This is a genomic window from Nostoc sp., assembly GCF_036917755.1.
Taxonomy (GTDB): domain Bacteria; phylum Cyanobacteriota; class Cyanobacteriia; order Cyanobacteriales; family Nostocaceae; genus Nostoc.
In genome coordinates this window covers 80,644-95,814 of sequence record NZ_JBALFC010000107.1, presented here as the reverse complement: position 1 = coordinate 95,814, position 15,171 = coordinate 80,644, and the positions used below count along the sequence as shown (strand labels likewise).

General features: G+C 41.0%; 12 protein-coding genes. 8 read left to right on the top strand and 4 right to left on the bottom strand.

Annotation, left to right across the window (positions count from 1 at the left end; genetic code table 11):
• A partial coding sequence (locus V7L05_RS23450) for a C2 family cysteine protease (protein WP_335167568.1) occupies positions 1 to 1,245 on the top strand: 1,245 nt, incomplete at its 5' end.
• Positions 1,246 to 1,723: 478 nt separating this feature from the next.
• Here V7L05_RS23450 and V7L05_RS23445 read toward each other — a convergent pair.
• Together V7L05_RS23445 and acsF are read right to left on the bottom strand one after the other, a co-directional pair.
• Positions 1,724 to 1,948: a hypothetical protein gene (locus tag V7L05_RS23445; protein WP_335167567.1), complete on the bottom strand. Its 225-nt coding sequence runs from the start codon at positions 1,946 to 1,948 to the stop codon at positions 1,724 to 1,726.
• Positions 1,949 to 2,261: 313 nt separating this feature from the next.
• Positions 2,262 to 3,338 carry a magnesium-protoporphyrin IX monomethyl ester (oxidative) cyclase gene (acsF, locus tag V7L05_RS23440; protein WP_292764877.1) on the bottom strand — a complete coding sequence of 359 codons (1,077 nt, stop codon included), beginning with the start codon at positions 3,336 to 3,338 and terminating at the stop codon, positions 2,262 to 2,264.
• An 858-nt stretch (positions 3,339 to 4,196) separates the two neighbouring features.
• On the opposite strand from acsF, the gene V7L05_RS23435 reads away from it, so the two are divergent.
• From V7L05_RS23435 to V7L05_RS23425, 3 genes are all read left to right on the top strand, one after another.
• The gene (locus V7L05_RS23435; protein WP_335167565.1) at positions 4,197 to 5,852 is read left to right on the top strand and encodes a C2 family cysteine protease; all 1,656 of its coding nucleotides are present in this window, start codon (positions 4,197 to 4,199) and stop codon (positions 5,850 to 5,852) included.
• Positions 5,853 to 6,056: 204 nt separating this feature from the next.
• Positions 6,057 to 6,551, top strand: coding sequence for a hypothetical protein (locus tag V7L05_RS23430; RefSeq protein WP_335167563.1), 495 nt, complete (start codon positions 6,057 to 6,059; stop codon positions 6,549 to 6,551).
• Positions 6,552 to 7,109: 558 nt separating this feature from the next.
• Positions 7,110 to 7,607: a TM2 domain-containing protein gene (locus V7L05_RS23425; RefSeq protein ID WP_335167562.1), complete on the top strand. Its 498-nt coding sequence runs from the start codon at positions 7,110 to 7,112 to the stop codon at positions 7,605 to 7,607.
• Between the two features lie 129 nt (positions 7,608 to 7,736).
• Here V7L05_RS23425 and V7L05_RS23420 read toward each other — a convergent pair whose 3' ends face one another.
• Both V7L05_RS23420 and V7L05_RS23415 read right to left on the bottom strand, forming a co-directional pair.
• A complete protein-coding gene (locus tag V7L05_RS23420) occupies positions 7,737 to 8,432 on the bottom strand; it encodes a DUF2996 domain-containing protein (RefSeq protein ID WP_335167561.1) in 696 nt (231 codons plus the stop codon).
• A gap of 242 nt (positions 8,433 to 8,674) precedes the next feature.
• Positions 8,675 to 9,817, bottom strand: coding sequence for a BMP family ABC transporter substrate-binding protein (locus tag V7L05_RS23415; RefSeq protein WP_335167559.1), 1,143 nt, complete (start codon positions 9,815 to 9,817; stop codon positions 8,675 to 8,677).
• A 216-nt stretch (positions 9,818 to 10,033) separates the two neighbouring features.
• On the opposite strand from V7L05_RS23415, the gene V7L05_RS23410 reads away from it, so the two are divergent.
• The 4 genes from V7L05_RS23410 to V7L05_RS23395 all read left to right on the top strand — a co-directional run bounded on the left by V7L05_RS23410 (position 10,034) and on the right by V7L05_RS23395 (position 15,118).
• Entirely contained in the window at positions 10,034 to 11,533 is a 1,500-nt protein-coding gene (locus V7L05_RS23410; protein WP_335167557.1) for an acyl--CoA ligase, read from the top strand.
• 366 nt (positions 11,534 to 11,899) lie between these two features.
• Positions 11,900 to 13,756 carry a serine/threonine-protein kinase gene (locus V7L05_RS23405; protein WP_335167556.1) on the top strand — a complete coding sequence of 619 codons (1,857 nt, stop codon included), beginning with the start codon at positions 11,900 to 11,902 and terminating at the stop codon, positions 13,754 to 13,756.
• Positions 13,757 to 13,889: 133 nt separating this feature from the next.
• Positions 13,890 to 14,369: a thioredoxin-dependent thiol peroxidase gene (gene bcp, locus V7L05_RS23400; RefSeq protein ID WP_335167572.1), complete on the top strand. Its 480-nt coding sequence runs from the start codon at positions 13,890 to 13,892 to the stop codon at positions 14,367 to 14,369.
• Between the two features lie 92 nt (positions 14,370 to 14,461).
• On the top strand, positions 14,462 to 15,118 hold the full coding sequence (locus V7L05_RS23395) for a type I restriction endonuclease (protein WP_335167554.1): 657 nt from the start codon (positions 14,462 to 14,464) through the stop codon (positions 15,116 to 15,118).
• Positions 15,119 to 15,171 lie beyond the last annotated feature (53 nt).

The window sequence follows — 15,171 nt, the reverse complement described above, 5'->3', positions numbered from 1 at the left end:
AATGGCATTACACCTGGGGGTGTCAGTTCTGAGTCAGTAACATTTAATATTGATAGCAGCATTACTGCTGGTAATTATTATCTGCTTTCTCAAGCCGATGGTTATGGTTACGTAGCTGAAAGCAATGAAAGTAATAATATTTTTGCTAGTGCTATTACACTGCAAGGGACTAATAATGACTGGTATAGTCAAAATCTGAAAGACCCAGGATTGATTAATTTAACTCGCTCTCTGGCAGCAGACGGGAATTTAAGTAGAAATGATATGATTTCTCTGTTCCATAATGCTGAAGATAATAGCGTAATTAATGCGACTGAATTAGTTGATCTTCGCACCATTGTTAGTAATTCCAGCCGCTTTACGATGCTAGATAATGTTCGTGTTCTCTCAGACGATGTAGTGAATGGGAATACAGCGAACCAATGGTGGACGGGAGGTAGCACAAGTAAGACAACACTAGGAAACCTTTTTGCTGGTAGTAGTACTGCACAAATGGAAAAATTGATTGGCAAGTGGTTCTTAGGAAGCGATCGCCCCACAGCATCCAACAGTGCCACCTATCAAGCAATCAGTGGCTCTTTATTCCAAAATGGTATTAGTGCAGATGATATTAAGCAAGGTAATTTGGGAGATTGTTATTATCTGGCTACCCTATCTTCCATAGCTCAGGAAAAGCCTAACTACATTCAAAATATGTTTATTGACAATGGTGATAATACCTTCACTGCTCGTTTCTTTAATAATGGTGTAGCCAACTACGTTACAGTTGATCGATATTTACCCACTAATGCTAATGGACAGTTAATCTACGCTAGTCCAGGTAGTTCCTACAATAATTCTAGCAATGAATTGTGGGTAGGACTAGCAGAAAAAGCCTACACTCAATTGGGTGAGTTAGGTTGGAGTCGTCCTGATAATAGTACGAATGCTTACAGTTCTATTGAGGGTGGCTGGATGGATTATGTAACCCGTCAAGTAACTGGCTTGGATGCAACTATGAAACAAGTTACTAACATGACTAAAACTCAGCTAATTGATTTAGTCAATTCCAACAAAGTATTAACTGCTGGCTTTGTTAATGGTGCAAATTACGGCGTAGTTAATGAGCATGCCTATTCCGTTACTGCTTACAATGCAGCAAATGGAACATTTAGAGTCAGAAATCCTTGGGGATATAAAGATGCTGACTTAACATGGGATCAATTGCTCAATCTCAAGACATATTTTGCCTGGTCAAACACTTAACTCTGATTCCGGGATGATATTTCCTCTAATTTTCGGTGGGTAACTATGTTAAGAAATTTAAATTGTAGGGTGCGTTAGCTGCGAGAGTACGACACCATCCATAGTTCAAGGTGCTGTACTCTCGTCTAACACACCCGACATTAATTTATATTTGTTTACATACATACATTGAAATTTTCTTGCCGATTTACTTAATTACTGATTTGCCTTTATAAGCAGGACTTACGCAAACAATAGCCGAAACCCTGATTCTCAGGTAGGGGCAATTCATGAATTGCCCCTACAGCGCGTAGTTTTGCGTAAGTCCGAATCAGGTTAGTATACTCTTGCAAAGTTTTCTGATACTTTTCTTCAGCTACCTAGAATAAATCATTATGATTTGCCTTTTCAACCTACAAATAAAGTTTTAGGGATATTGCAGCATTGAACAACTTTTGTCCATGAGCAAAGGGAATGATATCATCTGCTTTTCCATGAATCACCAATTAGCAGTTTTATAAGTTGCTGTTTTTCCATTAGATTTTATTTTTACGATAAAGCTTAATTGCTTTCTCATTTCGGTATGTCGCGCACTTATTTCAGTAGATTCAGCAAGTAAAAAGGCATATTGCTTTCTTAAAATGCTTGATTGCTTTCTCATTTCGGTAGATTCAGCAAGCAAAAAACCATATTGTTTTCTCATTTCGGTAGATCGCGCATTCATAACAACGATCGCTATCAGGACTTACGCAAACAATAGCCGAAACCGTAATTTTCTGGTAGGGGCAATTCATGAATTGCCTCATCAAAAGTAATTATTTCTTCTGTCAGTGACTTCGATAAGCTGACATCACTGATTCTCAGATGTTATGAAGCAGAAGCAGCCAAGCACCAAGTATTCATACCAGATGTAATCAGAATGGAAAAATCAGCTTAACTCAAGGTATCTACTGCAAAACTACGCCTACCCAACTTTGACAAAAAAAGTGGCTCTGCAATCAGCAGAGCCACTAAAGCTTTTGCAAACTTGTTATAACTTAACGAACTGCCCCTTGAGCAGAAACAGTATCAATAGGTTTCATCAGGTACAGCCGCAATAACTGCCAGCCATTGGAGATGTAAAGCGGCAGTTTTTGGAAGAATTGCAGGAATTTGGGAGTATTCGAGTTAGCGATCGCACTCAGCTTCCCATTATTGCTTATACAAGTATCCAAACGCTGATAAAACTCTGGATTCTCCACATCCAACATCAGAGGGAACACCCTACCGGCGTTTTCGTTAGTCTTCTGAATAACATGGATGTCGTATTCTCGCGCATCCAGTCCAAGGGTGGCATAAAAATCCTTCCGTTGGATGTCATTAAGATACATTGTCGCAAACACAGATAATAGGAAGAATCGACTCCACAGCCGTGCTTTCCAATCATTCAATATTTGCGGCTGAGATTTCATGATCGCATCAAAGAAATCCCCGTGACGGTTTTCATCTTGACACCAGTTTTCAAAGAATCGGAAGATTGGATAAATCCGGTCTTCGGGATGTGCTTCTAAATGGCGATAAATAGTGATATAACGCCAATAACCAATTTTCTCTGAAAGATAGGTGGCGTAGAAGATGAATTTTGGCTTAAAGAAGGTATAATTGCGGCTCTTAGTCAAAAACCCTAAATCTAGGGACAGATTAAAGTCCGACATAGCTTTGTTTAAAAAGCCAGCGTGACGCGCTTCATCCCGTGACATCAGGTTAAAGCACTCTGCCAAGACGGGGCTTTTGCCTTTCAAGCGACGACCAAGTTCTTTATACAGCAAAAAGCCAGAAAACTCTGCCGTACACGAACGTTCTAGAAACTCAACGAACAACCGGCGAGTTTCCCCATCAATATGATCCCAGGATTGTTCAAACTCGGCATCCCGAACAAAGTGATGGCGGTTGTAGTCAGTGCGGAACTCTTCGAGAATGGCTTTTAACTCATCTTCGTTGACGGAGATATCCATCCGCGCCATTTCATCAAAATCGGTAGTATAAAACCGAGGTGTTAACAGGGTTTCTTTTGCCGGGACTTTAATCCCTGGCCGGATTTCTTCAAAGCCTGGTTTTTTAAGGGAATCTACCATGTCTTGATTGCTCTTTCGTCTTTATCTTGAGTACACCAAAAAGCCAAGGGAAATGCTCTGGCAAGGCGCAACAGCCGACAATATCCATTTGTATAAAGTTTAGTCTACCAAGGTCTGGGTTACAAACTAGTAAGCAAAACATTAAGAGTTGCAACAATGATTCAATGTTTGCGGAATCTAAAACCGGAGACAGCGCTTAGGTAACTGGCACAATGCGATCGCTTCGCTCGCCGCAGGCATCGCTATTTTATAGTACATAAGTATTTTTTAACCCACATTCCGAAAGCTTTGAGCTTTATATAGGACTCCGATTTGATTTCTGAAAACATACTGAGACTGAAAAGCCCGTTTTATCAGGGTTTTATCTGAAATCTTGTTCAAAAATCAGATATGAGTCCTATATACCTATCAAGGTTTCTTTAAGTTACACAGAGCTTCGTTGAGCCTCATGTATTATTTTAACTACTTATCACTTAAGTATTCTATGAAGATAATGTAAAGCAATATACAAGCTTTACAGCGTTTTCTCGATGCCTTGTGTAATCTATAGATATCAGTATTCATCGGCTTAATTTTTCCGAGTCACAAATATCGAGACTTAGACAAAAAACACCCAGAAAAAAGCCTAAAATCTATATACAGAGAGGCTTTGAAATCGTTTTGCTTGGTTTATTGATTGATATATCTGGGTTTGGGCTATCTTTGAGCCTTTGATGTATTTCCCTTGTCCTGCATGGGTTTGAGTCTTTTTTCTCCCTGAAAAATGTTTAAGTTCCAATATTTGATTTTCAACCTTTGAAATTGCAAAGGCTGTCGGATTCGTTTTGCCAAAATACCTAACTTTGAATGGAGTAATCTATGTTATCTAGCGAAAATAATCTCATCAATACAGATAGTCTTCTCGGAAAGAATCCAAATATCAATTCATCTAGCACCGAGAATAGCTATGGGTTGGATGTAAATCAGAATAGCTCTCATTATTCCGGTTTAGGAACTTCCTCAGTAAACCAAAATGACATCAATAGCATCCAAGATATTTACGGTACGAATATTGGTTCAGTTAGTACACTTTCTTCTGTTGGTGGTAAAACAGACTTAATATTTCCAAATCTCTCTGCACCAACTACCGCAACAGTTGGTAGCACCGTCGAACTTAACCATCAAGTCAAGAACCAAGATAATGCTAGTGCAGATTCTAGCCACAGCAAGTTCTATCTCTCCAAAGATGCCGCTCTCAGCAGTCATGATGTATTTTTGAACTCTAATTACGTTACCAACATTGATGCTGGTGGTGTTAATTCTAAATCAGTTGCAGTCACTATTGCTAATGGCGCTGCTACTGGTAATAAAAATCTGGTTTCTCAAGCCGATGGTTATGCTTACGTAGCTGCAAGCAATGAAATCAATAATGTTTTTGCTAAACCTATTACAGTACAAGGGACTAATAATGACTGGTATAGTCAAAATCTGAAAGACCCAGGATTGATTAATTTAACTCGCTCTCTGGCAGCAGACGGGAATTTAAGTAGAAATGATATGATTTCTCTGTTCCATAATGCTGAAGATAATAGCGTAATTAATGCGACTGAATTAGTTGATCTTCGCACCATTGTTAGTAATTCCAGCCGCTTTACGATGCTAGATAATGTTCGTGTTCTCTCAGACGATGTAGTGAATGGGAATACAGCGAACCAATGGTGGACGGGAGGTAGCACAAGTAAGACAACACTAGGAAACCTTTTTGCTGGTAGTAGTACTGCACAAATGGAAAAATTGATTGGCAAGTGGTTCTTAGGAAGCGATCGCCCCACAGCATTCGACAATACCCCATATCAAGCAATCAGTGGGTCTTTATTCCAAAATGGTATTAGTGCAAATGATATTAAGCAAGGTGCTTTGGGAGATTGTTATTATCTGGCTACCCTATCTTCCATAGCTCAGAAAAAGCCTAACGACATCAAAAATATGTTTATTGACAATGGTGATAATACTTTCACCGTTCGTTTCTTTAATAGTGGTGTAGCCAACTACGTCACAGTTGATCGATATTTACCCTCCTTCGCTGGACAGTTAGTCTACGCTAGCCCAGGTAGTTCCAACAATAATTCTAACAATGAATTATGGGTAGCCTTGGCAGAAAAAGCCTATGCTCAATTGGGTGAGTTAGGTTGGAGTCGTCCTGGTTCTACCACGAATGCTTACCCTTCTATTGAGGGTGGCTGGATGGATTATGTAACTCGTCAAGTAACTGGCTTGGATGCCACTAGCCAACAAGTTAATAACATGACTAAAACTCAGCTAATTGATTTAGTCAGTTCCAACAAAGTATTAACTGCTGCGTTTATTAATGGTGCAAATTACGGCGTAGTTAATGATCATTCCTATAGCGTTACTAGTTACAATGCAGCAAATGGAACATTTAAAATCAGAAATCCTTGGGGACATAACGACGCTGACTTAACATGGAATCAATTGCTCAATCTCAACACATATTTTGCCTGGTCAAACACTTAACTCTGATTCAGGGATGATATTTCCTCTAATTTTCGGTGGGGATGACTAGTAGCCTGTCAAGAAATAATTGACGAATAAATTTTATGTTGAGACGGCGATTTATCGCATCTCTCCAACCATCAAAATGGGTTTGACAGACCACTAGCTTCATCCTTACCGGATTTTCCTCAAGACCATTTTCTAGTAATTATGATGAAAATATATTTGACAACTTTTATTGCTTTACTGGTTATAGCAGGATCAACTAACGCTTGTACTATTCCTTCCACCCATGCTCAAAGTCAAACTCATTCTGCATCTAAACATAGAACAGCTATGACAAATAACAACAGTTTGATTAAAAAAGTAACCCTGGTTGCTAGACAAGAAAATTTACCGCCTTTGGGTATTCCTCATAATCCACAACGGAATATTGGTTTTGCTTCTGTCTTTATCCGCTTGGAAAATCCTCAAACTAACAGTGTCACTGTAAAAATTTCTCAAGTTGAAATCCGCAATCTTTTAGATGGCAAATTACAAAATTTTCAGTTTCAGTACAAAGAAATTGAGTTAAAACCTCTAGAAAATTCTGAGATTGTTGTGGAATTGACTAACAAAAGCGGCTATACAGGACATGATCGAGTCAAAGCAGTAGTTACCTATCATATAGAAAATCAAAGTAAGACTATAGAATCAGAAGCTGTTGCAGTTAATCTTTAAAATGATTGATTTGGCTAAAACCAGTCAAAATTTTCCTCCGCCTTCTGACAACGATTTGCATTCATAGCGATTCTCGCTTAAGTGAAATACAGAGGAAGTCTGCCTACTTTTAATAAGCAGCTTAGAGGATGTTTGAAAAGTTTTGGGCGATTGGAAATCGCGGCTACACAAGCAAAGTCCGCCTGCGCGGACTAACACAAAATCAAGCTTCTTAACCCACGTAGGTGGGTTTCGTCTGTGTAGCCGCGACTTCTAGTCGCCAGGGCAAGTAATAATTTAGACTTTTCAAACAACCTCTTAGAGCAACTTGTCTGGTTAATTGAGATGGTAGCTGGATTTATGTCATCCTGTACTAGTATGTCAGTGATTTGCTGTAGTTGTTGCTACAATATATCAAGCGGTCTGATCATCAGTTGATCATCTTGAAATTAACAATCCATGACTGGCACGATTACTTAAAACTTCTAATTACTCTCGCTATCCATGCTGATATCAAACAAAACAGTATGGAAAAAATATCTTAGACAACAAGAGTAAATCCAAAGAGTTGAAAATAAGATGAATCTTGAAAACAATCAGCAGCAGAAAGACCGACTTCTTATCTCTTACATCTTGTGTGCAGTCGGATTTTTTGGGGTAGGAGGGTTGCACCGTTTCTATAATGGCAAGATCGGGACTGGTTTGTTGTGGCTGTTGACCGGTGGTGTGTTTGGTATAGGGCAGATCGTGGATTTGTTCTTCATCCCCAATATGGTTGACGAATACGAACACAAGCTGAGATTAAAAGCGGGCGTATCTCCCTTTGGTGTGCCGTTGAATCAAGCAGTGGTTGCTTCTCAACTCCACCAACCAACAGGTAATGAACTCATGATTAAACTGATCGAAGCGGCGGAAAGCAAGGGTGGTGTTTTAACTGTCACTCAAGGGGTAAAGTTCACGGGAGCCAGCTTTACTGAAGTAGAAGCTACTCTCAAGGATATGTACAAATCAGGTTATGTGAAAATAGATAACGACCCCAATACTGGAGCCGTTACCTACTATTTCCACGAACTTTAAGGGGAGTGGGGGAGTGGGGGAGTGGGGGAGTGGGGGAGATGAGGGAGATGAGGGAGATGAGGAAGATGAGGAAGACAAGGAGAATAACCAATGCCCCATGCCCCATGCCCCATGCCCCATGCCCAATAACTAATTTCTACCTAACCACTTTTGACCGTCTAAGCGCTGAACTAAGCCAAATACTAATAAATCGAGGGTAATTCTGCGCTCATCAATTAAGAATGACTCAAGAGTGCTGGGTTTTTTGCCTTCATTACAGGAAAATCCCTTTTTCCCTTGAATATCTTCTTCGGGGAAATACAGGTTAAACTGACGCAGACCGATTTCTGACCAACTGCCGATAATTTGCCAGCATTCTTCGGCGGATTCAAAGCCAGTAATTGGCACTTTCTGCTTGGCAAAAGCCACCTGTAAATCTTGCACACCTTTTTGAGCGATCGCTTTTTGTAAAGCTGGTAAGTAATCTTGCTCGATGAACTCTACAAATGGCTTATCTTCAACAGCTGGGGCTTTTTCCTTTTTGGCGGCTTTAGCTGCGGCGGCGGGTTTTTCTTCTGTCGCGGCGGCTGGTTTTTCTCCTATTGCGGCTTTAGCTGCGGCTGCTGCGGGTTTTTCTCGCTTGGGTGGTGCAGCAGCTGGTTTAGCAGGATTGGGATTATCTTCGGGGTTTGCGGCTTTCGGCTCTGGCGCGTTGGCAGTAGGAAGGTCTGTAGCTTCGGGTGAGTCTGTACTAGGAGCGTGTTCTTCGGCGACACTGGGAGCTTGCTTGTCAACAGTGCTGGGAGCTACTTCTCCCGCTTGATTGTGATTGGTTTGGTCTGCCATTGCTCAGGTCAATCCTTTAATCTAGCTTTGGGAGCGATCGCTCACCTTGAGGTATCGGGTATTTTTATTTTGACATAATACTACCTCTGCGTGAAATTCGTAATTTGTAATCACGCTCCGGCATCGCTAACGTTGGCGCAATCACAATCCATATTTACACCCATCAAGTTACGCTTTGAGTCTGCACACCATCACCAGCCATAAAGCTTCTTAATTTTAAATTTTGAATTTTGAATTGCTTACTATGATTTACCTTTGGGAATTGACCCTTCAATTCCCTCAACATACCAATCCATCGCCAGTTGTCCCCGATCATCCAACACCTTACCCGTTGGTACTCGCACCGCTCCTTTTTGGTCTTTCACCGGGCCATCAAAAGGATGTGCAGTACCCTGAATAAACTCATCACGCTTCGCATTCACCAGTTCTTGCACATCAGCCGGAATCGCCTGATTCATCGGGGAAATATCCACCATTCCTTGACCAATGCCATCCCAAACCTCTTGAGACTTCCAAGTATTACTCATTACAGCCAAGGCTGTATCTGTATAGAATTTGCCCCATTTGTTAATAGCTGATGTTAGGTGGGCTTTTTGACCAAACTTACTCATATCACTGTTGTAGCCAAAAGCATAAATACCTTTTTCCTCAGCCAATTGAACTACAGCACCAGAGTCGGTATGCTGCGTTAGTATATCTGCACCTAAATTGACCAAAGTTTGAGCCACTTCTCTTTCTTTAACAGGATCGTACCAACTTTGTACCCAAAGTACCTTAACTTTTGCTTGGGGATTTGTTACCCGCAGTCCTTGGGTGAATGCACTGATTCCGCGAATTACTTCTGGAATTGGGTATGCGCCAATAAAACCAACTACATTTGATTTTGTCATCTTGCCAGCAATCATGCCGGTTAAGTAACGCGGTTCTTCAAAACGTCCCAAATAAGTGCCAACATTGGCAGCACGTTTGTATCCTGCACAGTGTTCAAAGACAATATCGCCAAAGTCCTTGGCAACCTTACTTGTTGGGTTCATGTACCCGAAAGAAGTTGTAAAAATCAACTTATTACCATCTAATGCGAGTTGGCGAATCACCCTTTGGGCGTCAGCACCTTCGTTGACATTTTCGACAAAGGTAGTTTTTACCTTATCTTGAAGATTGGCTTCCATGTCTCTGCGGCCTAAATCATGGGCATAAGTCCAGCCAAAATCACCCACAGACCCGACATAAACAAATCCCACCTTCAGAGGTTCATTAACCGCCACAGGTGACGCTGAGGGAGACACCTCACCCTGCGATTTGGAATTTTTGCCTTGAAGACAACTAGTTAAAGTAAAACTAGATCCTGCTAAAGTGACATACTTTAGAAAATTCCGACGATCCATATTTTATCGATGGGGTTTAGTTGCTGAAAAAGATTTTTCTGATTTCCAGTAGCGATAAATACACTATTGACTTAATTTTAGCTTTAGTTTTTTGCCGTCAACTTACTTACGAAAGGAAGCAAATAATGGGGAATGAGAGAGTGGGGAGTGGGGAATAGGGGATGGGGGGGAAGAATTAATAATCAATACCCAATCTTACTAATCTGGAGGTTTTTAATGAACTTATTTGAGCTTTTAGCAGGGGAAGACAATCATCTAGCCCTAGTTACACCTGGGGGGCGATCGCTAACTTATAAGCAATTGCGCGAGAATGTTGTTGGACTAGTATCTCAACTCAACAGCTTTGGATTGAAACCGGGAAAACGCATTGCCATTGCCATGACTAACGGTTCACCAATGGCTATTACCTTTTTGGCTGCTACCCTGTGTGGCACTGCTGCACCCTTAAATCCCAAATACAAGCAAGAAGAATTTGCCTTCTACTACGAAGATACCCAAGCAAAAGCACTGATTACGTTGTCTGAGAAACCAGAAGCAGCCATTGCCGCCGTCACACCCGACATGATCCTGATTAATGCCAAACTAAACACTGACGGCACATTAAGCTTTGAATTAGTCAAAACAGGCTCAGAACCAGCAGAATCCTCGAATCCCGCAGCCCCCAACGCCGATGATTTGGCGATGATTCTCCACACTAGCGGCACCACCAGTCGTCCCAAGCGTGTGCCGATTCGTCATCGCAACTTAATCGCCTCAGCCGGCAACATCATTGGCGCTTACTCACTTACAGCAGATGATACTACACTTTGCTTAATGCCCCTGTTCCACATTCACGGATTGGTGGGCTGTTTGCTGGCGACTTTGGCATCGGGCGGCACACTAGTTTGTCCCAATGGTTTTAATGCCCTGGAGTTTTGGAAACTGGTAGATACCTACAAACCCACCTGGTATTCCGCAGCGCCAACCATGCACCAGACAATTTTGGCACGCGCTAGCCGCAACACAGAAATTGTCAAAGCTAACCGCTTTCGTTTCATTCGCTCTAGTAGCGCTTCCTTGCCCCCGATTATCATTGAACAGCTAGAGGCAACTCTTAATGCTCCCGTGGTGGAATCTTACAGCATGACTGAAGCATCTCACTTAATGACCACTAACCCCCTACCGCCAAAAGTTCGGAAACCAGGAACTGTAGGTTATGGCTTCGGTGTGGAAGTTGGGATTATGGACTCCGAAGGCAACCTATTACCTCTCTTAAGCTTGGGGGAGGTGGTGGTAAAAGCACCTAATGTCATAGATGGCTACGAAAACAACCCCCAAGCCAACGCCACAGCTTTTGTGAACGGTTGGTTCCGTACAGGGGATCAAGGTACACTGGATGCAGACGGCTACCTCCGCTTGACTGGACGCATTAAAGAATTGATTAACCGGGGTGGGGAAAAAATTTCTCCCTTAGAAGTGGATGATGTCTTGCTGCGCCATCCCGCCGTCGCCGAAGCTTTGGCCTTTGCCGTCCCCCATAAATCTTTAGGAGAAGATATCCACGCTGCTGTTGTCCTCAAAGCAGAAGTTGGCGAAAAAGAACTTTTAGCTTACTGTTCAACCATGCTGGCAGACTTCAAAGTTCCTAAGCAAGTTCACATTTTAGATCAACTACCTCGTGGTGCTACCGGAAAACTCCAACGGTTGGCTATGGCGAAATTGCTGAACATCGGGTAGTACGGTTCAGTTAAGGCTAAAACTCTTTATCAAAGTCAATTTTTTTAACGAACCGCAGAGGCGCAGAGGAAACAGAGAGAAGAAAAAAATGCTTAACCCAAGCGTATTGATCTTTAGTCATGTGAACTTTGAAGGGTGAGAATAGATAAACAAAAATTCCTGTAGGTTAAGTCATTATTATGGCAGATAAATATAAGCGTACACCGCAGGGATTGCCGCAGGCGATCGCTCTCAACCTGATGAGAGAACTTTTTTCATACTAACCAAAGATGAATGAGATGCGTAGGCTAGCAAGAACCGCAGGCATCGCTTTGATGCCGATTTTATCCAGCTTATCAGTAAATAAAGCTAAGATATCAGATAAATATGTCACTTTTAGAGACGATGAGCCTGTGCATCAATCCTAACTGCCAAAATACTGACAACCCTGATAATCTACTGCGCTGTCAAAGCTGTGACTCTGAATTGCTACTAGAAGGGTGTTATCGAGTAACACGACCTATAGGCAAAGGTGGCTTTGCTAAAACATTTGAGGTAAGTGACAGTGGCAAGCTAAAAATTTTGAAGGTTCTTACACTCAATCAACCTAAAGTAGTATCACTTTTTCAGCAAGAAGCTGAAGTTTTAAAGCGACTAAATCATCCAGGAATTCCTAATGCTGAGGAATATTTTCAGTTTTTTCCTCAAAATAGCCAAGAGCCAGTTCACTGTTTGGTAATGGATAAAATTGATGGAGAAAATTTACATGAATGGTTAGAAAAACGTGGTAATCGTCCCATCAGTGAAAAGCAAGCAGTCCTTTGGTTAACACTGTTGGCAAATATTTTGCACGAAGTACATCAGCAGCAGTTTTTCCATCGGGATATAAAGCCTTCAAACATTATGCTAACTGCCGATGGACAATTGGTATTAATCGACTTTGGTATCGCGCGGGAAATTACCGGAACCTATGAGAAAAAACAAGCAGCAGGTCAAATCACAAAATTTGTTTCTGATGGCTATGCTCCGTTAGAGCAAATCACTGGTCATGCTGTTCCACAATCGGATTTCTTTGCCTTGGGTCGTACTTTTGTCCATTTGGTTACAGGAAAGTATCCTCCTGATCTGATGGATGACCCCTATGGCGATCTATATACTGCTAGTATAAACTGGCGTGTTGAGGCTAATCATATCTCTCCTTTGTTAGCAGATTTTATTGATCATCTGATTATGCGATCAGTAAAGGATCGACCAGTCAACACCCAAGCAATTTTGGAAAGCTTGGCAGAGATTCACGAGACTTTATATCCGCCTAAACAAGCCAAACCTAAGCTGAGTAATCTACAAACAGCACTTAAGTCTCAAAAACTTATACCAGAAAGCACTCTTGGAGACTTATCATCTTGGCATTCAAGCCCAATTAACTCTGTAGCTATTAGCCCCGACGGAGAAATATTAGCTAGTGGTAGTACAGATGGAAAACTCAAAGTGTGGAACTTGCAAACAAAAGAAGAAATTTACACCCTTACTGAACACTCTGCCTCTGTTAACTGCGTTGGAATCAGCCCAGATGGCAAAACTTTAGTTAGTGGTAGTGAGGATATGACAACCAATATATGGAATCTTCAAACTGGGGAATTTATTCAAAGGTTTGGTGGGCACTCAAAGGGTGTTACGTCTGTTGCATTTCATCCAACTAAGCAGATTTTTTTTACTGCTAGCTTGGACAACATTATTAAGCAATGGGACTTAAAAACAGAAAAAAGAACTCATACTCATGCTAGGCATTCAAAGGGTGTTACCTCTTTAGCAGTTAGCCCCAATGGGCAAAGCATAGCCAGTGGTAGTTATGATCACACAATAATTGTGTGGACAAATCATACCCTCACTGGGCATAAAGGAGTTGTTCGGTCTGTGGCAATTAGCCCAGATGGGCATACTTTAGTTAGCGGCAGTGATGACAGAGAAATCAAGGTATGGAACTTAATTAGTGGAGAACTTATAAGCACTCTGACTGGTCATTTAGGTTCTGTATTATCTGTGGCAATTAGCCCAGATGGACAGACTTTAGTTAGTGGTAGTCAAGATAAGACTATCAAATTGTGGAACTTAAGCACGGGGGAAGAAATTAACTCTGTAATCAGACATTTAGATGCTGTTAATTCTTTAGTATTTAGTCCAGACGGACAAACCATTTTCAGTGGTAGTCAGGATTCAACAATTAAAATGTGGAGAATCAATTAACTCGAAACTAAGAAAACAGACCCATTTTATGTAAATCGCCTTTTTGCTGATGAATTGGTGATGCTGGTAAATATGCAATATCGCTCAATATATGTACAATTCTAAAGCGATCGCAATCTCTCACACCCCCATCATGAGCAACATTCCCCAAGTCGGACAACCAGCGCCAGATTTCTCCACTTCTGACCAAAATGGCAATTCAGTCACTCTCGACGACCTCAGCAGTCAGTGGATTGTCCTCTACTTCTACCCCAAAGATGACACCCCTGGTTGTACCACAGAAGCGAAAGATTTCACCGAGTTGTATCAAGACTTCAGCGCACTGGGAGCGAAAATCTTAGGCGTAAGTCCAGATTTGGGTAAGTCCCATTGTAAATTTATCAGCAAACATAACTTGTCAATCACGCTTTTGAGTGACCCAGAACATATTTTGACAGAAGCCTACGGCGCTTGGCGATTGAAAAAGTTTATGGGCAAAGAATATATGGGCGTTGCTCGGTCAACCTTTCTAATTTCACCTGATAAAATTATTTCCTATGTTTGGCCTAATGTGAAAGCTAAAGGTCATGCCCAGGCAGTTTTAACCAAATTACAGGAATTAGCAGCCACGTAACGCGACTGGATGCTAGAAACTGCGTAGTTTACCGCCGTAGGCATCGCGATGATTGAAGTAAGGAATTAAACTTCTCGCAATTTGAAATAAACATGATTCAAGTTATCCAAGCCCAAAATGTCACTCTCGCCTACTTAAAGCAAAAATTTGCTCTACACAAGTCTGAAGATGAGCAATTTTTTACAGAGTGGTTTGACTACATCCCGGAAATTTCTGAATTAGAAAAACAATACTTAGACAGAGTTAAAAATAACTATCTCAACGTCCTTGAAAATGCTCCTCTTTTAGAAGAGGCAGTAAAAATGGTGGTATTATCTCCCCTGCTAGATTTAGCTGGTTTTTATCGTCATCCTTTTTACATCGCTACAGAAGAAAGTGTAGAAATTAGTGAAGAAATTATCATTGATGATGAAAAAACCTCTGAAGAAACTCAAGAAATTATCAAAGGTAAAATTGATGTCTTGGTTCTCCAAGATAAGTTATGGTTACTGATAATTGAATCTAAGAGGTCTAGTTTTTCTTTGGCAAAGGCGATTCCCCAAGCACTGACTTATATGCTAGCAAATCCTCAGCCTGAGCATTCTGTATATTCCTTGGTAATGAATGGCGAAGATTTCCAATTTATAAAACTGCTCAAACAAGATAAACCCGTATATGCTTTATCTGATAGATTCACTTTATATAGAGGCGAAAATGAATTATATAAAGTTTTGAATATCTTAAAAACTTTAGGTCAAGTTTTAAATTAATTATCTTTGATCTTCCTATCTAGGTTAATCCTGGAACAGTGTCATAATAGTTA